The sequence below is a fragment of the Agrococcus casei LMG 22410 genome (assembly GCF_900163565.1).
Classification (GTDB): Bacteria; Actinomycetota; Actinomycetes; order Actinomycetales; family Microbacteriaceae; genus Agrococcus; species Agrococcus casei.
The window spans coordinates 1-21,323 of record NZ_FUHU01000041.1 but is presented as its reverse complement, the minus strand read 5'-3'; the positions used below and the strand labels follow the sequence as shown (position 1 = coordinate 21,323).

General features: G+C 67.4%; 19 protein-coding genes and 1 pseudogene. 11 read left to right on the top strand and 9 right to left on the bottom strand.

Annotation, left to right across the window (positions count from 1 at the left end; all coding sequences use genetic code 11):
• Nucleotides 1–21: 21 nt before the first annotated feature.
• From CZ674_RS14525 to CZ674_RS09925, 3 genes are read left to right on the top strand one after another with little or no spacing between them, the layout of a single operon-like run.
• A complete protein-coding gene (locus tag CZ674_RS14525) occupies nucleotides 22–153 on the top strand; it encodes a hypothetical protein (RefSeq protein WP_268802399.1) in 132 nt (43 codons plus the stop codon).
• The gene (locus CZ674_RS09930) at nucleotides 146–787 is read left to right on the top strand and encodes a helix-turn-helix domain-containing protein (protein ID WP_159456956.1); all 642 of its coding nucleotides are present in this window, start codon (nucleotides 146–148) and stop codon (nucleotides 785–787) included. The genes CZ674_RS14525 and CZ674_RS09930 overlap by 8 nt, the downstream gene beginning before the upstream one ends.
• Nucleotides 784–2,085, top strand: a complete 1,302-nt coding sequence (locus CZ674_RS09925; protein ID WP_086992370.1) for an MFS transporter — start codon at nucleotides 784–786, stop codon at nucleotides 2,083–2,085. The genes CZ674_RS09930 and CZ674_RS09925 overlap by 4 nt, the downstream gene beginning before the upstream one ends.
• 133 nt (nucleotides 2,086–2,218) lie before the next feature.
• On the opposite strand, the gene CZ674_RS14405 is transcribed toward CZ674_RS09925, so the two are convergent.
• Entirely contained in the window at nucleotides 2,219–3,478 is a 1,260-nt protein-coding gene (locus tag CZ674_RS14405; protein ID WP_143244711.1) for a DEAD/DEAH box helicase, read from the bottom strand.
• Between CZ674_RS14405 and CZ674_RS14400 the strand changes: the two genes are divergently transcribed.
• Nucleotides 3,479–4,033, top strand: a complete 555-nt coding sequence (locus CZ674_RS14400; RefSeq protein ID WP_143244710.1) for a hypothetical protein — start codon at nucleotides 3,479–3,481, stop codon at nucleotides 4,031–4,033.
• Nucleotides 4,034–4,399: 366 nt separating this feature from the next.
• On the opposite strand, the gene CZ674_RS09915 is transcribed toward CZ674_RS14400, so the two are convergent.
• Nucleotides 4,400–6,763 (bottom strand): DUF2510 domain-containing protein, encoded by a 2,364-nt coding sequence (locus CZ674_RS09915; RefSeq protein WP_159456955.1) that lies wholly within the window; start codon nucleotides 6,761–6,763, stop codon nucleotides 4,400–4,402.
• Between the two features lie 81 nt (nucleotides 6,764–6,844).
• Complete coding sequence (locus tag CZ674_RS09910) at nucleotides 6,845–10,156, bottom strand: efflux RND transporter permease subunit (protein WP_086992367.1); 3,312 nt, start codon at nucleotides 10,154–10,156, stop codon at nucleotides 6,845–6,847.
• Between the two features lie 102 nt (nucleotides 10,157–10,258).
• Between CZ674_RS09910 and CZ674_RS09905 the strand changes: the two genes are divergently transcribed.
• From CZ674_RS09905 to CZ674_RS09890, 4 genes are all read left to right on the top strand, one after another.
• Nucleotides 10,259–10,648 (top strand): fluoride efflux transporter FluC, encoded by a 390-nt coding sequence (locus CZ674_RS09905; protein WP_086992366.1) that lies wholly within the window; start codon nucleotides 10,259–10,261, stop codon nucleotides 10,646–10,648.
• Nucleotides 10,645–11,007 carry a fluoride efflux transporter FluC gene (locus CZ674_RS09900; protein WP_086992365.1) on the top strand — a complete coding sequence of 121 codons (363 nt, stop codon included), beginning with the start codon at nucleotides 10,645–10,647 and terminating at the stop codon, nucleotides 11,005–11,007. Before CZ674_RS09905 ends, CZ674_RS09900 begins: the two co-directional genes overlap by 4 nt.
• Nucleotides 11,008–11,164: 157 nt before the next feature.
• Nucleotides 11,165–11,359 carry a DUF3073 domain-containing protein gene (locus CZ674_RS09895; RefSeq protein ID WP_086992364.1) on the top strand — a complete coding sequence of 65 codons (195 nt, stop codon included), beginning with the start codon at nucleotides 11,165–11,167 and terminating at the stop codon, nucleotides 11,357–11,359.
• Nucleotides 11,360–11,504: 145 nt separating this feature from the next.
• Complete coding sequence (locus CZ674_RS09890; RefSeq protein WP_086992363.1) at nucleotides 11,505–12,977, top strand: L-serine ammonia-lyase; 1,473 nt, start codon at nucleotides 11,505–11,507, stop codon at nucleotides 12,975–12,977.
• A gap of 91 nt (nucleotides 12,978–13,068) precedes the next feature.
• Here CZ674_RS09890 and CZ674_RS09885 read toward each other — a convergent pair whose 3' ends face one another.
• Both CZ674_RS09885 and purM read right to left on the bottom strand, forming a co-directional pair.
• On the bottom strand, nucleotides 13,069–13,446 hold the full coding sequence (locus CZ674_RS09885) for a DUF4190 domain-containing protein (protein WP_086992362.1): 378 nt from the start codon (nucleotides 13,444–13,446) through the stop codon (nucleotides 13,069–13,071).
• A gap of 1 nt (nucleotide 13,447) precedes the next feature.
• Entirely contained in the window at nucleotides 13,448–14,533 is a 1,086-nt protein-coding gene (gene purM, locus CZ674_RS09880) for a phosphoribosylformylglycinamidine cyclo-ligase (protein ID WP_086992361.1), read from the bottom strand.
• A gap of 202 nt (nucleotides 14,534–14,735) precedes the next feature.
• Here purM and tdh point away from each other — a divergent pair, with 202 nt between their 5' ends.
• Both tdh and CZ674_RS09870 read left to right on the top strand, forming a co-directional pair.
• Entirely contained in the window at nucleotides 14,736–15,779 is a 1,044-nt protein-coding gene (gene tdh / locus CZ674_RS09875) for an L-threonine 3-dehydrogenase (protein ID WP_234988544.1), read from the top strand.
• A 9-nt stretch (nucleotides 15,780–15,788) separates the two neighbouring features.
• On the top strand, nucleotides 15,789–16,967 hold the full coding sequence (locus CZ674_RS09870; protein WP_086992359.1) for a glycine C-acetyltransferase: 1,179 nt from the start codon (nucleotides 15,789–15,791) through the stop codon (nucleotides 16,965–16,967).
• Nucleotides 16,968–17,046: 79 nt separating this feature from the next.
• Here the strand turns inward: CZ674_RS09870 and CZ674_RS09865 are convergent, their stop codons facing one another.
• Complete coding sequence (locus tag CZ674_RS09865; protein ID WP_086992358.1) at nucleotides 17,047–17,484, bottom strand: VOC family protein; 438 nt, start codon at nucleotides 17,482–17,484, stop codon at nucleotides 17,047–17,049.
• Between the two features lie 184 nt (nucleotides 17,485–17,668).
• On the opposite strand from CZ674_RS09865, the gene purF reads away from it, so the two are divergent.
• A complete protein-coding gene (purF, locus tag CZ674_RS09860) occupies nucleotides 17,669–19,126 on the top strand; it encodes an amidophosphoribosyltransferase (RefSeq protein ID WP_086992357.1) in 1,458 nt (485 codons plus the stop codon).
• On the opposite strand, the gene CZ674_RS09855 is transcribed toward purF, so the two are convergent.
• The 3 genes and pseudogenes from CZ674_RS09855 to CZ674_RS09845 all read right to left on the bottom strand — a co-directional run.
• Nucleotides 19,119–20,249, bottom strand: coding sequence for a hypothetical protein (locus CZ674_RS09855; protein ID WP_086992356.1), 1,131 nt, complete (start codon nucleotides 20,247–20,249; stop codon nucleotides 19,119–19,121). The genes purF and CZ674_RS09855 overlap by 8 nt on opposite strands.
• Complete coding sequence (locus CZ674_RS09850) at nucleotides 20,246–20,746, bottom strand: YtxH domain-containing protein (RefSeq protein WP_143244709.1); 501 nt, start codon at nucleotides 20,744–20,746, stop codon at nucleotides 20,246–20,248. Before CZ674_RS09850 ends, CZ674_RS09855 begins: the two co-directional genes overlap by 4 nt.
• 290 nt (nucleotides 20,747–21,036) lie before the next feature.
• Nucleotides 21,037–21,270: pseudogene (locus tag CZ674_RS09845) on the bottom strand (integrase core domain-containing protein); the annotation flags it as partial.
• Nucleotides 21,271–21,323 lie beyond the last annotated feature (53 nt).

Below are 21,323 nucleotides of genomic sequence, written 5' to 3'. Positions count from 1 at the left end.
CCGACCGTGAGGACGCACATCATGACCAGGCAACCCAGCCCGAAGCAGCCGTGGCACACCGCAGAGCGACGTGTCACCCGCAGCCCCGAGCGACCCAACGAGCCCATCAGCTCAGCGCACATCGAAGCAGCACTGCGAGGCATCCGTGGCTGAGCCAAGCGAACGCCGCGAGCTGCGCACCGGCGACCCTGAGACGCTCAAGGCGCTCGCGCATCCGGTGCGGGTCGACATCCTGTCGCTCCTTGACAAGCATGGCGAGAAGACTGCCAGCCAGCTCGCCGAGCAACTGGATCAGACCGTCGCCAACTGTTCATTCCACCTGCGCACGCTCGAGAAGTACGGCTACGTCGAGCGTGCCGAGCAGCGCGGTCGCGAGAAGCCCTGGCGAGCCGCGCACGAGTCGAGAAACCTCTCGCCAGACCCTAGTGACCCCCAGTCGATCGTCGCGTCGAGCCGGGTTGCGGTGCTGTATGTGCAGAACGAGATGCAGCGTCTGATGCAGGATCTGCAGCGGGGCGCGCTCGACCCCAACCAGCCCGAGTGGGTCTCGGCCACGACCGTCAACAACAGCGACTTCTGGGCCACGGCAGAAGAGATGACGGACCTCGTCGAGCGCGTCATCGCCCTCGTCGAGCCGTTCCGGGGTCGAGGCGCCGATCCTACCCTTCGCCCCGCGGGTGCGCGCCGCGGCCGCCTGTTCGCCGCGGTGAACCCCGACCCCGACTCAGAGCCGCACGACCCGGACGCCGTGACGGATGCGCATCCGACTGAAGAAGACGCATCATGAGCCCGCAACCCGAGTCGTCGGCCAAAGGCCAGCTCAGGACTGGCCAGCTCAGAACTGGCCCGTTCAGAACTGGCCCGCTGAGCCTGCCGCCGTTCAGGCGCCTGACCGGCGCGTGGGTGTCGATGAACCTCGCCGACAGCGCGCTGTTTCTCATGCTGGCCGTCTGGGTCAAAGACCTCACGGGCAATGACGCTGCGGCCGGGTCTGTGTTCATCTTCCTCGGCCTGCCGGCGTTGGTGGCCCCGCTCGCTGGACGCCTCGCCGACGCCATGTCGCGCCGCACGCTGCTCATCACCGGCAACGGCACTGTCGCCCTCGTCGTGCTGCTGCTGCTGTTCGTGCGCGGCCCCGAAGACCTCTGGCTCATCTACGCGATCACGCTGATCTACGGCGCGGCCCAGTACCTGATCGGCGCCGCTCAGTCTGGTCTGCTGCGCGACATCCTGCCCGACGAGCACATCGCACCAGCCAACGGGCTCTTCACAACCATCGACCAGGGCCTCCGCATCCTCACTCCCCTGCTCGGCACCATGCTCTACGTCGCGTTCGGCGCGACAGCGGTCATCGCGCTCACGACCGTCTGCTTCGGCATTGCGGCTCTGGTGCTGCTCACCGTCAAGGTCACCGAGACGGCTCCGGCAGGCAAGACCGACACCTATGCGGGCATCTGGTCGGGGTTCCGTCTGCTGCTTACTGACACATCGCTGCGTCTGATCATGATCGTGCTCGCCGCCGCCTTCGGCATCACGGGGCTGCTGAACATCATGGTGTTCCCCCTGATCGAGCAGGGCCTCGGGCTCGACCCAGAGATGCTCGGCCCGATCTCGACGGTGCAGGGCATCGGCGCGGTCGTCGGCGGCCTCACAGCGGCGGCGCTCATCAAGCGCTTCGACGAGCAGCGAACCGTCGCGTTCGGCGTGACTGCGCTCGCTCTGTGTCTTGTGGGCGCCACGGCGGTCGTCATCATGCTGCCGACCGGTTCGCCGCTTGCTCTCGTGTTGGTCGCGGCGGCATGGATGCTCGGCGGGTTCGGTATCTCATGGAGCGTTGTCGGGGCGGTCACCCTGCGCATGCGCGTGACTCCTCCGCATGTGCAGGGACGCACATCCGCCGCCATGAACATGATGCTCAACGTGCCCCAGACCGCCGTATCGATTGTGGGCGCCGGGCTCATCCTGTTCGTCGATTTCAGGGTGCTGCTGGTCGTCTGCGCTGCCGTGCTGGTCGCCGGTGCGCTGTCGCTTTCGCCGTGGCGCAGGCACCAGGTGAAGGCGGCTGCTGAGACCGTGCAGGCCTAGGAGATTCGCGCAGGTGAAGGCATGCGCTTCGCCTGGAAATCGCGTAGCGATTTCGTGGCATTCCTCGCACGGGCGCAGCACAAGAGGGGCCCACCACAAGCAGATGCCTGCGGTGAGCCCCTCAGTGCTGTGCCTAGGCGCTGCGGCCGAGACCGAGAATGCCCTCGAGATCGCTGGTCGCGTCGACCGGAATCATCACGACCTCGCGCTCAGCGCGGTCGAGCAGCTCCTGCATGCGACGGCGGCGTGAGGGCGCGATGACCGTCACGACGTGACCGGATGCGCCGGCGCGGCCAGTGCGACCAGCGCGGTGCACATAGGCCTTGTGGTCGTCGGGCGGGTCTGCCTGCACGACAAGCTCGATCTCGTCGACGTGGATGCCGCGGGCCGCGACATCGGTCGCCACCAGCACGTCGATCTTGCCGCGGCGCAGCTTCTCGAGGCCGCGGGTGCGGCGGGCCTGCGAGAGGTCGCCATGCATTGCAGTGGCGCGGATGCCGTCGTCAATGAACTGGTCGGCAAGACGATCTGCGTACGCACGGGTGCGCGTGAAGAACACGCTCTTGATGCCGATGGCGGCCAGGTTCGTGAGAACAGCGTCCTTGTCGTGACGGTCGGCCACGAGCACGGTGTGCTCGACCTGGTCGTTCGTCTGCTCGAGATCTGCGGCCTCGTAGATCGCCGGGTCGGTCAGGAACTCCTTGACGAGCGACTCGACCTCGCGGTCGAGGGTCGCCGAGAACAGCAGCTTCTGGCTGTCGGGGTGCGTCTGACGCAGCAGGCGACCGACAGGCTCGATGAAGCCGAGCTCTGCCATGTGGTCTGCCTCGTCGAGCACGGCGATCTCGACGCGGCCGAGGTTGAGGCGGCCCTGGTCGATGAGGTCTTCCATGCGTCCGGGGGTGCCGATCACGATGTCGACGCCCTTACGCAGCGAAGCCACCTGCGGCTGCTGGCCGGTTCCGCCCGTGATCAGCACGGTGAAGAGGCCGACCTCGCGAGCGAGCGAGAAGACGGTGCGATTGATCTGCTCTGCGAGCTCACGCGTGGGCGCGACGATGAGGGCGCGCGGGCTGCGGCCCTCGACACGACGCTCCTTCGACTTTGTGCGCATGAGCAGCTCGACGACCGGGGCACCGAATGCGACGGTCTTGCCGCTGCCGGTGCTGGCGCGGCCGAGCACGTGACGGCCCTCGAGCGAAGCCGGGATTGTTCCGGACTGAATCGGGAACGGCGACGTCACACCCTGAGCGGTCAGGGCGCGGACGATGCCGTCGCCGAGACCCAGCGCAGCGAAGTCAGACGCGACCGTCGACGAGTCGATGGCAGTCGCCTCGAGCCTCTCGTGCACGGTGTCGTCAACGTAGCCCTTGGATGTGCGGTCAGTGCGCACGTGATGCTGCGGTCGTTCGGCGCGCGAGGATCGGTCGCTGCTGACGTTGCCGCCGCGGCCGCGGTATCCGCCACGGTCTTCGCCTCTGCGACGCTCGTCGCCGCCACGCCCGCGGAAACCGCCGCGGTCAGCGTTGCGGTCGCTGCCGCGGAAGCCACCGCGGTCGTCATTGCGGTCATTGCGACGGTCAGTGCGGAAGCCACCGCGATCGTCATTACGATCGTTGCGCCTGTCACCACGGAAGCCGCCACGATCATCGCGGAATCCACCACGACGGTCGTCACTGCGGTCGTTGCGACGGTCATTGCGGAAGCCGCCACGGTCGCTGCCGCGCGAGCCGCCGCGGTCATCGCCACCGCGACCACCGCGGAATCCACCACGGTCATCATTGCGATCGTTGCGCCTGTCACCGCGGAACCCACCGCGGTCATCATTGCGATCGTTGCGCTTGTCGCCCCGGAACCCTCCGCGGTCCTCGCGGAATCCGCCACGACGGTCATCGCCACGGTCGTTGCGGCGATCGCCGCGGAATCCTCCGCGCTCGCCGCCGCGTGAACCGCCGCGGTCGTCAGACTCGTATCGGCCGCCGCGACGGTCATCGCGACCGGCACCGGGCCGGCCTGCACCGGGGCGTCCTCCGCCACGGGTGCGGAAAGCCTGTTCGGCGCCGCGCGACTCCTTGGGCTGCCAGTCCGGTCGGTCTGAGCGCGAACGACCCTTTGAGTCGTTCACTCGTCGCTTGAATCGTGAGTTTCCGGAAGCGGCTGAATTGCCCTTCCTGTGGTTGCCCTTTGAACCGGGCTGGCTGCCACTCGAATGCATCTGAGCTCCAAAATTCGCTCCGATTTCGAATAGCGGAGCCTTCATCTACACGGCAGTTGCCGCGCAGCCTGCGTGCCTTCGTGGCACTGCATCTGTTTGCTACTCATGACGCTGAACGCCGCCTGTCGCGACATAGCCGGTCCATGAGTTGCCATCGAACCAGCGGTACTCGGCCCGACGGTTCGGATCTGGGTACCAGCCCGGCTGCTGAGGCATCTGCTGAGGCGCGGGTTGCTGCGGACGGGCGTTCTGTTGCCCAAGATGCGGCTGCTGGCTGTAGGGATTCTGCTGATTGATCTGGCCAGACTGATCGAACTGGCCTCCACGATTGTAGCCGGTCTGGGCCGAATGTGGTTGCTGCGGCTGAAATTGCCCCTGCTGCCCCTGGCTCTGCTGCGGCTGGCCAGGCTGCTGCTGGCCGAAGCCCTGCTGCTGACCCGGGTGCTGCTGGTGCTGTGCTGGGTGCTGCCCCGGGAATCCGGGCTGGCCCTGTTGCGCACCAGGCTGACCGAACTGCTGACCCTGCTGCGGGTGCTGGCCCTGCTGGGGGTGCTGACCCTGCTGGAGGTTCTGTGGGCGGATGGGCTGGCCCGGCTGCACGAACGACTGCTGCGGCTGCCCGCCCTGGTAGGTGCTGCGCGCGTACGAGTCGTACTGCTGCGGCGTGGGAATCGCGCCTGTGTGACCAGGATCCCTGCCGTACATGTCGCGCTGGCCAGGCTGAGGCTGACCCGGCTGCTGCTGACCCGGGAACTGCTGACCCGGCTGCTGCGGCTGACCGGGGTGACCGGGCTGCTGGGGCGGGTTGCCGGGGAATCCGGGCTGGCCAGGCTGCTGCGGAGGCTGTCCGGGCTGCTGCGGCTGCGGCTGCTGCCCGTAGCCCTGGTTGAACTGCGGCTGATTCATGTGCTGACTCCCCTGCTGCGATTGCGGCTGCTGTGGGTTCTGCATTCCGAAGCCGGCCTGCGCTGGGTGGCCAGCGCTGGGCTGGGCGGCGCTGGGCTGCGCCGCGCTCGGGTGTGCGGCACTGGGCTGTGCTGCGCCGTACTGCGGGTTCTGCTGCGGAGCCGACGGCTGCGCGCTCTGCTGCGGCGTGGGCTGCGACTGTGATGGCTGCGGCGTCGAGGCCTGCACCGGTTCGGGCACTGCTGCTGCCGGAGCTGCGGGCGCGACATCGGCGTCTTCGCTCGCCGCATCGTCTGCCTCGACGACAGTGATGCGGCCGGTCGCGATGTTGCCATCGGTGGGCGATGCGACCTGCGCGGTCTCGTCTTCGACTTCTGCATCGGCGGCTTCGCCAGCGGCGGCAGCCTCCTCGACAGCGGCCTCGCGCTCTGCGGCAGGCGACTCTTCGGCCGCCGGCACTGCTGCTTGAGACGCATCGTCGGCGTCTGCACCGGCTTCGGCATCAGCGACGACCGGAATCGGCCCTGCGACCGTGTCGGGCTCATTGCTCGTGTCGACCTCGACCGGCTCGGCCTTCTCACCGAAGTCTGCCGGCGCTGCGTCAGCCGACGCCGCATCGGGCTGCGCTGTGTCGTCGGCTTCGCCGAAGGATCCGGCGGTGCCCGCAACCGGCGCCGCGCTCCAGGCATTCATGTCGTCGGTCGGCTGGCCGAACTCTCCGACGCCGCGCTCGGGCTCGACTGGCGGACGCATCTGACGCGACTCGTCGACCTTCAGCGGCGGAACAGGCAGCGCACCACCCTGCACGGGTGCTCCCTGCGCGGGCGACGAACCAGCGGGCGGCGACCCACCCTGGGCAGGGTCGACCGGCGCGGATGCGCGGTGCTGCCCAGCAGGATGCTGCGGCGACTGCTCGGCACGGGGAGGCTGCGTGTTGAACGCTGCAACAGCGGGCTCGACCGTGCGCGACTGCTCGAAGCCGAACTGCGAGGCCGAGTCGGGCGACGTGACAGAGGGCACCGAGCCACGCGAGCCGATGTTCGGCCCGACCGCGGGGCGGCTGGGGCCATCGGTGTCGTGTGAGATCTGCGACTCGGTCGCGGGCTGCTCGGCCGCCTGAGCAGGAGCCTCTGCCGCGGAGCCGGCAGACCCTGCCGATCCCGCTGACCCGGCCGAGGCCAGGTCGTCGTGAATGGGTGTGGTCGCCGGGCGAGCCTGGGCAAGCGTGCGGGAGTCGCGTGCCGCGTAGTACTCCATGGCTGCGTCTGCGGGCCACTGGCCGTTGACCGACAGCTTGGCGCCGCCGTCGCCGGCCGCCACGAACGTGAGGCGGGTGCCGGTCTCGGGCGCCAGCGTCAGCTGCACAGATGCGCGCATGCTCTCGTCGGCAGTTGCGGCGCGGACCTCGACCTCGGCGTCGCCGTCGCGGACTTCAAGGGTCGTGTCGCCCCAGTCGAGGGGGCACTCGAGGTCGTTGACGCGAAGGGTCGGCGGCTGCAGGAATGCTGATGCATCGTGCGCGCCAGATGCGCTGTGAACAATGAGGTACGTCGGCATGAGGACTCCGTATCCGATCGAGGTGGGCGCCATCCACCATTTAAGCGGGTGCGGCTGTGAGCCCGCTTGGCGCTCTGACTCTTATGCCGCTTGGAGAGCGGCCTGGGCTTTGTGTTCGGTTCTGCGTTGGGCGCGGCGTTCGCGAGCGCCTTCGACGACTGCGTAGAGCACGGGGAGCACGATGAGCGTCAGCAGGGTCGACGACAGCAGCCCTCCGATCACGACGATCGCGAGCGGCTGCGAGATGAAGCCGCCCTGCCCCGTGATGCCGAGCGCCATCGGCACAAGCGCGAAGATCGTCGCCGCGGCGGTCATCAGAATCGGGCGCATGCGTCGCTCAGAGCCCGAGAGCACCGCCTCGCGAACGCTCTGCCCCTTCGCTCGATACTGGTTGACGAGGTCGACGAGCACGATCGCGTTGGTCACGACGATGCCCACGAGCATCAGCAGGCCGACCATCGAGGCGACGCCGAGCGGGATGCCCGAGAGCACCTGCATGATCAGCGCACCGGTGGCCGCGAACGGCACCGAGATCAGCAGCAGCAGCGGCTGCAGCAGGCTGTTGAATGTGGCGACCATGACGATGTAGACCAGCAGGATGGCGATCAGCGCCGCAAGCCCGAGCTGCGTGAGCGAATCGGTCATCTGCTGTGAGACACCGCCGATCGACCACTCAGAGCCGGCCGGCAGGTCGGCCGCATCGAGCGCATCCGTCACTGCTGTCGTGACTGCGCCGATGTCGTCGCCGTCGGGTGTCACGCTCACGGTTGCGCTGCGGGTCGAGTTGACCGTGCTCACCTCAGAGGGCGACTGCACGATCTCGACCGACGCGATGTCGTCGAGCTGTGCCGGGCCGGTCGCTGTCATGATGTCGAGCTCGCGCAACTCGGTCAGCGTTGCCGGCGGGTCTTCGGGCGACAGATACATCGTCACCTGGGCTCCGTCAAGCTGGATCGACCCCACGGGCTGCGGCTGCGTGAGTCCCGCGACCATGTTGACGACCTGGCCCTCGGTGAGGCCGCGGCTGGCCGCCTCTTGACGGTCGACGGCGACCTCGACGAGCGGCTGTTGCTCTGACAGGTTGGTCTCGATCTGGGCGATGCCGTCGAGCGCCTCAATCTCGGCGGCGACTGCTCCGACGGCCTCTTCGAGCACCTCGGGGTCAGACGACTGCACGTCGACGGCGATCTCGGTCGACGCGAATCCGCCCTGCATGAGCGAGATCTCGCCCGGCTCGTCGGCAGTGGCGTCGCGGATCTGCTGCGTCACCTGCTCCATGTCGGCGTCTTCGTCAGCTGACACCGAGTAGGTGATCGACGAGCCGCCCCCGCCCATCATCGCCTGCATGCCGCCGGCCGATGACGACACCGTCACCTGCACCGTCTCGACGCCGTCGACGCCCTGAATCGCCTCGCTGGTGGCCAGCGCGATGTCGGTCTGCGCCTCGAGCGACAGGCCGAGCTCGGTCTCTTGCGACAGCGAGACGCTGTTCTCGCCGCTGCTGCCCAGGAACGACAGCCCCATCAGCTGCGTGAGCCCGAGGCTGCCGACGAAGATCACCGCGGCGCTCGTCAGCGTGATCGCGGGGTGGCGCAGCGTCGCCTTGAGCACGCCGCCGTAGCCGCGGCGCATCCAGTCGCGCTTCGAGTCGTCGGCGTCGAGGCGGTCGGTCCTCGCCGCAGACGCTGAGGCCCCGACGGCTCGTCTGTCGGTCGCAATGCCGGCCGCCGCAACGCCCACAGCCCGTCCGGCCTCGACAGCGCGTCGCTCGGCCTTCTGCTGCTGGCTGCGACGTCGCCCCGGGCCGAAGACCGACCGCACGCCGCGCTGGCGCCGTGGCCGTGCATCCGTCTTCGCCGACTGCGCGACGGTCTCGGCAGCAGGCGCCTCTTCGACAGCATCAGACGGATGCGCGGGCGCGGTGCTGCGCAGCATCCAGTACGAGAGCACCGGCACGATGGTCAGCGCGACCAGCAGCGAGGCCGCGAGCGCAATCGAGGTGGTGATCGCGAAGGGCCTGAACAGCTCGCCCGCGATGTCGCCGACGAAGGCCACCGGCAGGAACACGATGATCGTGGTCACGGTCGAGGCGGTGATGGCGCCGGCCACCTCTTTGACTGCATTCGAGATGGCACGCATGCGGTCGCGCTCGAATGACAGGTGTCTCTTGATGTTTTCGACCACGACGATCGAGTCGTCGACGACGCGGCCGATGGCCATGGTCAGGGCGCCGAGCGTGAGCACATTGAGGGTGTAGCCCGAGGCCCAGACGCCGATCATGGTGACGAGCAGGCTGGTCGGAATCGAGATCGCCGTGACGATCGTCGAGCGCACCGACAGCAGGAACACCAGGATGACGAGCACCGCCATGCCGAGGCCGAAGAGCCCCTCGGTCGCGAGCGCCTCGACGGAGTGGCTGATGAACGGCGCCTGGTCGAACACGACCGTGATGTCGTGGCCTTCGCCGAGCACTGCCTCGAGATCGGGGAAGAGCGCGCGCACCTGGTCTGACACCTCGACGGTGTTCGCCGACTGCGTCTTGGTCACGGCCAGCACGACTGCGGGCTCGCCGTTGACGAGGGCGACGCTCGTGGCGGGATCCTGCTCGACCTCAACGGCCGCGACATCGGCCACCGTGAGGTCGCCGCTGACCGGCAGCGCCTCGATGTCGGCAACCGATTCGAGCTGTTCGCCGAGCTGCACGCTGAGGGTGCTGTCTTCGTCGTCGACCGTGCCCGCCGGCGACAGCTGGCCCGCGGCCGAGATGACCTCGCTGAGATCTGCCGCCGTGAGGCCCGCCTGCGCGAGGTCGTCTGCATCGGGCGTGATGCTGACGCGCTGGCCCTCGACGCCGCTGAGCGAGGTGTCGCGCACCCCTTCTATGCGGTCGAGACGCGGCAGCACGTCGAGCTCGATGCGATCGGCGAGGGCGGCCGGGTCTTCGTCGCCGATGCCGATGGCGATCTGGATGATCGGAAAGTCTGAGATCGAGCCGCTGACGACATCGGTCGTCACGGTGTCGGGAAGCGCCGCATCGACGCGGCCCACAGCCTGCTGCACCTTCTGCTCGGTGGTCGCGACGTCGATGCCGTATTCGAACTCGGCCATGACGATCGACGAGCCCTGCGACGACGTGCCAGTGGTCTCTTTGAGGTCTGGAACCGCCTGCAGCGCACGCTCGATCGGGTCGGTCACATCGCTCGCGACCACCTCGGGGCTTGCCCCCTCATACTGCGTGATGACGGCGATCTGGGGCAGCTCGATGTCGGGCGCGAGCTCGGTGCGAAGGCTCTGCATCGCGACCACGCCGAAGAACAGCGCGCAGATGGTTGCAAGCGCGATCAGTGCGCGGTTCTTGAGGCTGGCTTTGGCGAGGAGGTGCACATCGATCATTCTTGCACCGACATGTGACACGGACGTGAGCGCGGCAGCCGACAACCGTCTCGACACCCCCGTGCTGGGCCCGTGTCACAGGTGCCGAGTATCGTGCTCTGCATGCCACTCACCCTGCTTGCCGTCGCGCTCGGCGGCGCCGCTGGCACGCTGCTGCGACTGCTTGCCGACCTGGCGATGCCCGAGCAGGGGCTTCCGTGGTCGACGGTTGCGGTGAACCTCATCGGCTCGCTCGTTCTCGGCGTGCTCGCGGGTCGCGCAGCGAGCGATCGAGTCAGATGGCCTGCCTGGCTTCGCGAGGGAGTGCAGACCGGCCTGCTGGGCGGCTTCACGACGTACTCCGCGCTGGCACTCTGGGGCGCATCCGCCGCCGATGCTGCCCCGACCCTGCTCTCGGTGCTGCTGGTCATGGGCGTCGCCGTGGCCGGAGTCGCCGTCGCCTACGCCGGCCTGTCGATCGGCTCCAGAACTGCAACGAAGGGCACCCGATGACCCCCGCATCCGTGCTGCTCGTCGCCCTCGGCGGCGCTGTCGGCGCGCTGCTTCGCTTCGGGCTCTCACGGCTCGGCAGCGAGCGCACTCGCCCCTGGATCACCGTCGGTGTCAACATCGCCGGCTCGCTCATCGCGGGTCTTGCGGCGTCTGCGATCGACGACCCGGGCATCCGCCTGGCTGTGCTGACGGGATTCTGCGGCGGGTTCACGACGTTCTCGACTGCGTCGACGGATGCAGCCAAGGCGCTGCGACGCAGAGAGCGGGTTCGCGCCGTGGCCCTGGTGGCCGTCACCGCACTCGTGTCGGTGGCATTCGCGTGGCTCGGCATCACTGCGGGGCAGGTTCTCTGGTCGTAGCCACGCGTGCTCAGAGGCAGATCGAGCGGGCGCGCGTGATACTATGCAGGTTGGATTACACCTGTGTTCACCAGGGTGAATTGGCACACAGCGTTTAACGGAGCACAGCTGCAGAGGCAGAGGCCCTGTGAGCTGCAGAGACATTCGGGGGTTCGGCATGGGTCGTGGCCGTCAAAAGGCGAAGCACACCAAGATTGCACGCGAGTTGAAGTCATACAGTCCTGACGTCAACTTCTCGTCGCTCGAGCGCGAACTGCGCGGGGGCGAGCAGGCTGCCGACGTCGACATCGACAACTGGTCAGACTACGCCGACTACGACTCCACCGACGAAAGCGACGAGCGCAGCGCCTAGCACTGCCACGCTCGATTTCCGGGCGTCTTGCGCCAAGCCACGCGCACACGGCTTGCACCTGCGCCGCGCCATGCTTGACTGGTAGTCGACTCTGCCAGCCGTGCGAGCATCCGCTCGAGTGCGCAGACTCTGATTGGAGCTGTCGATGACGACAACCGAAGCCCCCGGATCACACACGACTGAACCGGCACCGGTGTTCGAGCACCTCTCTGTGCTCGACCTGTTCAAGGTGGGCATCGGCCCTTCGTCATCGCACACGGTCGGCCCCATGCGGGCTGCATCCGACTTCATCCAGCAGGCCTCGGCGAACGGCAGTCTCGACAACGCGCGGCGCGTGCAGATCGACCTGTTCGGCTCGCTCGGCGCAACCGGCTCGGGCCACGGCACCGACATCGCGGCGATGCTCGGGCTGTCTGGCTACGCCCCCGACACCGTCGAGACCGCCAGCATCGCGCCCACGATCGAGCGCATCCGCGAACGTGAAGAGCTCGTGCTCGCCGGCACCCACGCGATCCCGTTCAACCCGGGCCGCGACACCATCTTCAGGCCGCTCACTATGCGGCCCGAGCATCCGAACGCGATGCGGCTCACGCTCTACGACGCTGCCGGCGAGGTCATCGAGACCGCCGGCTACTACTCGATCGGCGGCGGCTTCGTCATGCGCCACGACGAGGGCGACGTGCTGACGCCCGTGCCCGCTCCACTCGAGCGAGTGCGCGAGATGCCCTACCCCTTCACGAGCGGCGATGCGCTGCTTGCGCACTGCAAGTCGTCAGGCCTCTCGATCGCTGAGCTCATGCTCGAGAACGAGCGCGCCTGGCGCGAGCCCGAGCAGACGATCGAGGCCCTGCGCCACATCTGGCAGGTCATGTGCGACTGCGTCGACGCCGGAATCTCAGTCGACGGCATCCTGCCCGGCGGCCTCAAGGTCAAGCGTCGCGCCAAGGCTTGGCACGACCAGCTGCTCGCACGCGAGGCAGATCCCGGCCGCAAGCCCGGCGAAGACCGTCTCGACGGCATGGAGTGGGTCAACCTCTTCGCCCTCGCGGTCAACGAAGAGAACGCAGCGGGCAACCGCGTCGTGACCGCGCCGACCAACGGCGCCGCCGGCATCATCCCGGCAGTCATGCACTACTACGACCGGTTCGTGCACAAGCCCGAGTCGGATGCGGATGGGCTGCCCTGGGGAGTGCGATTCCTGCTGACAGCAGGCGCGATCGGCATCATCATCAAGTCGAACGCGTCAATCTCGGGAGCCGAGGTCGGCTGCCAGGGCGAGGTCGGGTCAGCCTGTGCGATGGCAGCGGCAGGCTTCGCCGACGTGATCGGAGCCTCTCCCGAGCAGATCGAGAACGCCGCCGAGATCGGCATCGAGCACAACCTCGGGCTGACGTGCGACCCGGTCGGCGGGCTCGTGCAGATTCCGTGCATCGAGCGCAACGCGATGGCATCGGTCAAGGCGATCAACGCCGCCCGCATGTCGAAGCACGGCAACGGATCACATCACATCTCGCTCGACACCGCGGTCGAGACGATGCGTGCGACCGGCGCCGACATGAGCGACAAGTACAAAGAGACCGCGATGGGCGGCCTCGCGGTCGCCTACGTCGAGTGCTGAGCGACTCCGCTCAAATCCACGGCAGAGCGCCCCGCCGAGTGGATAATCCACATGGCGGAGCGCTCTGGCCCGATTTTGGGCGAACTGCTGCCTAGTATGACGTGTAGGTGCCGTACTCGACGACTGCTGGGACGAACGCGAGAATCAGGATGAGCGGAATGACCACCGTCAGGAAGATCAGGCTCCAGATCAGGCCCAGTGCACCGAGCACCGTGCCCCAGATGCCGAGCGTCTTGGCCTTGGGCTCCTTGACGAGCGAGACGATGCCGAGCACCAGCGCTGCCAGCGAGGGCAGGACGACGGGGATGATCATGCCGGCGATGCCGAGCCACAGCGACCACAGGCCGAAGGTGCGCTTGTCGCTCTTGCCCGCATTGGGGTCGTAGCCGGCGGGCGCGTTGCCGCCGCCGTAAGGGTTCTGAACGCCCTGGTTCTGGTCGTAGCCCTGGTTAGGGTCGTAGTTGCTCATGTTAACTCCAATTGCCGTGCAGTCTTACAGCGCCGCCGTTTACACCTTTGGCGCCCTGAATGTAATCCTCGCTGAGGGAGGCTCCGAACTCAACGCGTCCTGCTGCCCAGGCGTTGATGCCGGCCGCGTGCGAGGCAGTGATCACTGCTTCTGCATCAGCTGCGTCAACGACGGCGAACATGCCGATGCCGAGGTTCCAAGTGCCTTCAGTCTGGTCGATCCCGAAGCCACCGATGTGCGCGAGCGCACCGAAGACCTCGGGAATTCTCCACGAGCGCTCGATCTCGACCGAGGCGCCCTTGGGCAGCACGCGAGCGAGGTTCGCGGCGATGCCGCCGCCCGTCACGTGCGAGAGCGCGTGGATGCCGAGGCCCGCCTCGAGCATCTCGACGAGCGGCTGCGTGTAGAGGCGCGTGGGCTCGAGCAGCACTTCGGCCGCCACTCCCCCGAGCTCTTCGACGTGCGCGTCGAGTGCGATGTCGCGCTCCGAGAGCACGTGGCGCACGAGCGAGAAGCCGTTCGAGTGCAGGCCGCTCGATGCCATCGCGATGACGACGTCACCGATCTCGACGCGATCCGGGCCGAGCTGCTCGTCGTGCTCGACGATGCCGACCGCGGCGCCTGCCACGTCGTATTCGTGCTCGGCCATGACGCCCGGGTGCTCAGCGGTCTCGCCGCCCACCAGCGACGTGCCGGTGGCCGAGCATGCCTCGGCGATGCCGCGCACGATGTCTGCGATGCGCTCGGGAACAACCCGGCCGCACGCGATGTAGTCGGTCATGAACAGCGGCTTCGCGCCCACGACCACGATGTCGTCGACGACCATGCCGACCAGGTCTTGCCCGATCGTGTCGTGCTTGTCGATCGCCTGCGCCAGCGCGATCTTGGTGCCCACGCCGTCGGTTGATGTGGCCAGCAGCGGACGACGGAACCTGCCCGCAGCCGACAGATCGAACAGACCCGCGAATCCGCCGAATCCGCCGACCACTCCGGCCGTGTGCGTCTTGGCGACCGCGGCCTTCATCAGCTCGACCGCGCGGTCGCCTGCCTCTGTGTCGACACCGGATGCGGCATAGGGGTTCGTCATGGTCAATAGGGTACCCCGATGCGGGTTCGGGAATCCTCGTAACGCACCGCCGTCGCTCGGTAGGATGGCTCAGGAATCCCGTGCGACGCCGCACCGGCTGGGCACGGATCCGACGAGGCGCCGATGCCTCGAAGCAGTCACACCGCAGCCGACGCAACCGCCACAAGCGAGCGGCCGGCGCCCCGAGACCCATGGGAGACCCGTGAAAGCACTCCGCACCGACGGAACAGCAGGCCTGTTCGTCGATGAGATCGCAGAGCCGGCACCGCCGCCCGGCCACGTGAAGGTGCGCGTACTGCGCGCTGGCATCTGCGGCACTGACCTGCACATCCACAAGTGGGATTCGTGGGCTGCCGCCAACGTCAAGCCCGGCATCACCGTCGGCCACGAGTTCACCGGCGAGATCGTCGAGCTCGGCGAGGGCGTGAAAGGTCTCGAAGTCGACAACCTCATGAGCGCAGAGGGCCACATCGTCTGCGGTCAGTGCCGCAACTGCCGCGCCGGCCGCCGCCACCTGTGCATTCAGACGTCGAATCTCGGCGTGGGGCAAGACGGCGGATTCGCGGAGCACGTCGTCGTGCCGGCAGAGAACGTGTGGGTGCACCAGGGCAAGTCGCTCTCGAACACCACCGACGACGAGCTCGACGTGTTCGGCATCTACGACCCGCTGGGCAATGCCGTGCACACGGCACTCAAGTTTCCGCTCGTGGGAGAAGACGTCGTGATCACGGGTGCAGGTCCCATCGGGCTGATGGCCGCCGCAGTCGTGCGCATGGTCGGTGCCCGCCACATCCTGCTCACTGACATCGCCGAGCCGCGCCTCGAACTGGCGCGCTCCATGGGCTTCACCGCTGTGAACCCGCGCGAGACGAGCATTCGGGATGTGCAGAGCGAGTTCGCGATGCGCGAGGGGTTCGACGTGGCGCTCGAGATGTCAGGCTCGCCCACCGCGCTGCCTGAGCTCGTGCGCAACATGAACGCGGGCGGACGCATCGCGCTGCTCGGCCTGCCGGCCAGCGAGATCTCGATCGACTGGGGGCTCGTCGTCGGCCGCATGCTGACGATTCAGGGCATCTACGGCCGCGAGATGTTCGAGACCTGGTACGCCATGACCCAGCTGATCGCTTCGGGACTCGACGTGACGCCCGTGATCAGCCACCGATTCGACTTCGACGACTGGCAGGAGGCGTTCGACACTGCGTCGAGCGGCGCCGCGTCGAAGGTCATTCTGCGATTCGCACGATAGGAGCACACTGTGTACAGCATTCGGGAATCCCTGGCCGATGAGCTCGGCCAGATCGAGGCCGACGGACTCACCAAGCACGAGCGGCCGCTGGCCGGGCCGCAGGGCGCGAACGTGCTCACCGCGGGCACGGAGGTGCTGAACTTCTGCGCCAACAACTACCTCGGGCTGGCCGACCACGACGACGTCGTTGCCGCCGCCCGCGACGCACTCGACGACTGGGGCTTCGGCATGGCCTCGGTGCGGTTCATCTGCGGCACGCAGGATCAGCACCTCGAGCTCGAGTCGCGACTGGCGTCGTTCTTGGGGCAGCAGGCCTCGATTCTGTACTCGTCGTGCTTCGACGCCAACGGCGGGCTCTTCGAGACGCTGCTGGGCCGCGACGACGCCGTGATCTCAGACGCCCTGAACCACGCCTCGATCATCGACGGCATCAGGCTCTCGAAGGCTGCGCGCTACCGCTACGCGAACCGCGACATGGCGGAGCTCGAGGCGAGGCTGCAGGAGGCATCCGGGGCGCGGCGCCGACTGATCGTGACCGACGGCGTCTTCTCGATGGACGGCTACTATGCGCCGCTCGACGAGATCTGCGACCTGGCCGACAAGTACGACGCGATGGTGATGGTCGACGACTCTCACGCCGTCGGCTTCGTGGGTGCGACCGGCGCGGGCACGCCTGAGCGCTTCGGCGTGCAGGATCGCATCGACATCATCTCGGGCACTCTGGGCAAGGCGCTCGGCGGGGCCTCGGGCGGCTACATCGCAGCCCACCAGGAGATCGTCGACCTGTTGCGTCAGCGCTCGCGCCCCTACCTGTTCTCGAATGCGCTGGCGCCTTCGGTCGTGGCGGGCTCGCTCGCTGCGCTCGACCTGGTTGAAGGCGCGGAGTCGCTGCGCTCGCAGCTCGAGCGCAACGCTGCTCGCTTTCGCGAGGGCATGACTGCGGCCGGGTTCGAGCTGCTGCCGGGCGAGCACCCGATCATCGCGGTGATGTTCGGCGAGGCGCGGGTTGCCGCCGATGTGGCGGCCGCGATGCTGGCCGAGGGCGTCTATGTGACGGCGTTCTCGTTTCCGGTGGTGCCGAAGGGTGAGGCGCGCATCCGTGTGCAGCTGTCGGCTGCGCACTCGGATGCTGATGTCGACCGCGCTGTGGCTGCGTTCGTGGCGGCTCGCGAGGCGGTTGCTGCGTAGGGCGCGCCGTTTTCGGACCCCAGAGTGACTCCATCTGCATATTGCAGCCGAACCCTCGCTGGGGGCTGAAAAATGGCGATCAGTCGAGGCAGAACTCGTTGCCCTCGGGGTCGCGCATCACGATGATGCCGAGATCACCCGTCGCCGGGTTGTCGTCAAGCCGCTGCACCCGCTCAGCGCCCATCGCCACCAGCTCGGCGGCCCGCTGCTCGAACGCCGCCATGCGCTCCTCGCCAGTCAGGCCCGGCGCCTGTCTGATGTCGAGGTGCAGCCGGTTCTTGGCGCTCTTGCCTTCCGGCACCCGCTGAAAGTAGATCCGCGGGCTGGCGCCCTCGGGGTCGATGATGGCGTTGCGCGAGTTCCACTCGCTCTCGGGCACCTTCCAAAGCCGCAGCTGCTCCTCCCACGTCTCGGCTTCGGGCGGGCTCTCGCGCACATAGCCCAGCACCTCGCACCAGAATTCGCCGAGCCCCAGCGGGTCGGCACAGTCGAACGTGATCTGCAGCACCTTTGCCATGGGTCAAGGGTACGCCTGTGCTGTTTTTCTCGGTCGCTCAGGCGTTCCACGTCACTATTTGACGCCGAACCGCTGATCGACCGAGAAAAGCAACACCACCACAACCAGCAACCACAAAGCACAGCCCACAGAAGCGACTAGGCTTGGCGGGTACCTCGCTTCTCAGCCAATGGAGGACTATTCCGTGTGCGGCATCGTCGGCATCGCCTCGACTTCGAGCGTCAACCAGCAGGTCTACGACGCGCTGGGGCTCCTGCAGCACCGCGGCCAGGATTCGACGGGCATCGCGACCCTCGACGGTTCGCACATCCATGTGCGCAAGGGCAAGGGCATGGTCAAGGAGGCCTTCCGCACCCGCGACATGCGCGCGCTCGTGGGCCGCGTCGGCCTCGGGCACGTGCGCTACGCCACCAGCGGCGAAGCCAAGAACGAGCTCGAGGCTCAGCCCTTCTACGTGAACGCCCCGTACGGCATCGTGCTCGTGCACAACGGCAACCTCACGAACACGCGCGACCTCGAGCGCGAGCTTGCGACGCAGGACATGCGCCACACCAACACGGGCAGCGACACCGAGATGATGCTGAACGTGCTCGGAAGCGAGCTGCAGCAGCTGGTCGGTCCAGCCGGCCTCGATGCCGAGCAGGTCTTCACGGCGGTCTCGAGGACGCACGACCGCATCCGCGGATCGTACGCCGTCATCGCGCTGATCTCGGGCTATGGCCTGCTGGCGTTCCGCGACCCGTACGGCATCCGACCCCTCGTGCTCGGCCGCCGCGAAGGCGGCAAGGGCCGCACCGAGTGGATGGTGGCGAGCGAGTCGGTCGCCCTGACCGCGAGCGGCTACGAGCTAGTGCGCGACGTCGATCCGGGCGAGGCGATCCTGATCGGTCTCGACGGAGAGCTGCAGAGCAAGCAGACGCATCCGTCGTCGCAGCTGGTTCCGTGCTCGTTCGAGTACGTCTACCTCGCCCGACCCGACTCGATCATGAACGGCATCAACGTCTACGAGTCGCGTCTGCGCCTCGGCGAGCGCCTGGCCGACACGATCGAGAAGTACACGCCGTCGGGTGCGATCGACGTCGTCATGCCGATCCCCGACTCGTCACGCCCCGCCGCGATGGAGGTCGCCCGCAAGCTCGGCATCGAGTACCGCGAGGGCTACTACAAGAACCGCTACGTCGGCCGCACGTTCATCATGCCCGGCCAGGAGCACCGCAAGAAGAGCGTGCGCGAGAAGCTCAACGCGCTTGCGAGCGAGTTTGAGGGCAAGAACGTGCTGGTTGTCGATGACTCGATCGTGCGCGGCACCACGAGCCACGAGATCGTCGACATGACCCGCCAGGTGGGCGCCAACTCGGTCACGTTCACGTCGGCTGCTCCCCCGGTTCGCTACCCGCACGTCTACGGCATCAACATGCCGTCGCGTCACGAGCTGATCGCGTCGGGCAAGACGATTCCCGAGATCAATGCGTCACTAGGCAGCGACTTCCTCGTCTACCAGGAAGTCGACGACATGACGAAGGCCATCACCCAGGGGTCGTCGATCAAGAAGCTCGAAGACAGCTGCTTCACTGGCGAATACGTCACGGGCGACGTCTCGAGCGAGTACCTCGCCTGGGTCGAGCGCTCGCAGCTCAGCTGACTTCGCGGGCGAGCTGCCTGCGAACCGCGATCCACACAGCAGCTGCGGCCACTGCCGCGAGGCTGACGAACAGTGCGTCGCGCACTTCGACGATCGACCCGAGCAGTCCGCCGATGAGTGCGCCGAGCGCGGCTGATGCCAGCACTGCCGGAATCGCGAAGCGTTCGAGCACCGCCTCGCTTGCGAAGAGGCGACGGGCAATGGCGGCGGTGTCGGATGGCGTGTGCTCCGTGGCCGGCGCCGGCTCGGGAGCAGGGCGGGTGCGGGCGATGGTCACAGCGGCCGCAAGGCCGAACACAGCCACGAGCACGCCGACTGCTGCGAATGCCGCAAGGCCTCCGGGCCGAGCGATCATCACGAGCGCCATGCCCACGAGAGCAATGACAAGGGTCAACTGGGGCAGCAGACGGATTCCCTGGCGGAGCAGTGCCAGCGCCGCCGCGGCCCCGAGCCCCGCACCGACAGCCGCCGCAGCAACCGCAACCGCGATCGGCAGCGCGGGAGTGCCGGTCTCGACAAGCTCATCGGTGATTCCCGCCTGGTCGGCGATCACGAGCGACAGCACCGCCCATCCGCCTGTTCCGGCCGCGACGAGCGCCGTCTGCAGCAGCTCGGTGGGCTGCAGGCCATCGCGGCGGATGCGCTTCGGCGGCGCGGACGTCGAGAACACGATGACCCACGCGACCGCAGCAGCGGCAGCGACCGTGAGCGCGGCAGCCATGCTGAACGACGCGAGCACACCGACCGCGACAGCTGCGACCGCTATGCAGAGCCCGCGCACGAGGGCCGCGAGCGCGGGCTGCCGTGCACGCTGGTCGAAGTTCGGCCGACCGGCCGCGAGACCCAACGCCGCGGCGGCTGCCAGCGCAACACTCGCCGTGATCGGCAGCTCCGCATCCGGAACCCACGCAAACACCGCCGGAACCGCAAGCGACGGCGGCACCAGCGACACCAGCACGAGCTGCACGATGCGGGCGAAGCGCAGCGAGCCGAGTGCGCATCCGAGCAGGATTGCCGTCATCAGCATCGCCAGCGCCTGCTGGTCAGCGAGCAGGCCGATCGTCGCGAACACGCCCAACGCCGCAGTCGCCGTCAGCGACCACAGCGCGGGCAGCAAGGTCATTGGCCCGAGCGGTGTTGGCCCGGGCGGTGTTCGCCAGTGTCGTGCTGGGCGGGGTCTGCGTCTGTGGGGTCTGCGGGGTCGGCCGGGTCGGCGGGGTCGTCGAGGTTTTCGGGGGCGGATGCGCGGTCCCGGTCGCCTGCATCGGCATCGTCTGCAGCGAGCTCGTCGTCGTACTCTTCGGTCACGGTGACGCGCTCGGCTTCGGCCTCGCGGGTCTTGCGGCCGACGATGAAGTCGAGCAGGATCGCGACCAGCGCGCCGACGGTTGCGCCGACGACGAAGCCGACGACGACCATGAGGCCGATGACGGGCGTGGTGTCGATGCGGGTGCCGTCGGCCTGCAGGCCGGGCTCGACCGTCGAGCTGACGCCCCATGCGACGAGCGCGAAGACGACCGCGCCGAGTGCCATGAAGACGCCGTAGCGCGGCGATGTTCGCACGCGCACCTGCTGGTGCTCGGTGGACATCCGCTGGCGGGGCTCATTTGACTCAGACACCCTCTGATTCTCCCAAACTTTCGGCGCGGCTTCGGCCAGACACCCGCTTAAACGGGCATCCGGGCACGTGCCGTCAGCGAACTCGCCGCCTGAACTCCCTTTGGAGTTCAGTTGCCACCCGCGCCGACCTGCCGGCCCACCGTCTGCCGAAACGCTTGGATCTGCCCAAACGCTTGCAATCTGCAAGCACTTCGGCAGAAACCCCCACAAAACAAGCAGTTCGGCAAACCCCGCCGAAGCTCAACTCCAAAGGGAGTTCTGATGCGCCCTGGTTTTCTTAGAGACTTAACTCATTTGATTTCGACCAGTTCTTTGGCGCTGGCAACTCCAGCATAGAACGCCGCTTCAAACTCTGCAGGCGGCACATCACCGAGGTAGCCATGGAGCCGTTTCGTGTTGTGCCAATGCACCCAGCCGAGGGTCGCGAGTTCAAGATCATCATTCGTTTTCCACGGCCCCGATTTCGCTGGCCTGCGCACGAGCTCGGCCTTGTAGTAGCCGTTCACGGTCTCAGCAAGCGCGTTGATGCTCCTATAGTTGTCAACTCATGATCTCGCCGGTTTTCGGGTCGGTCTTG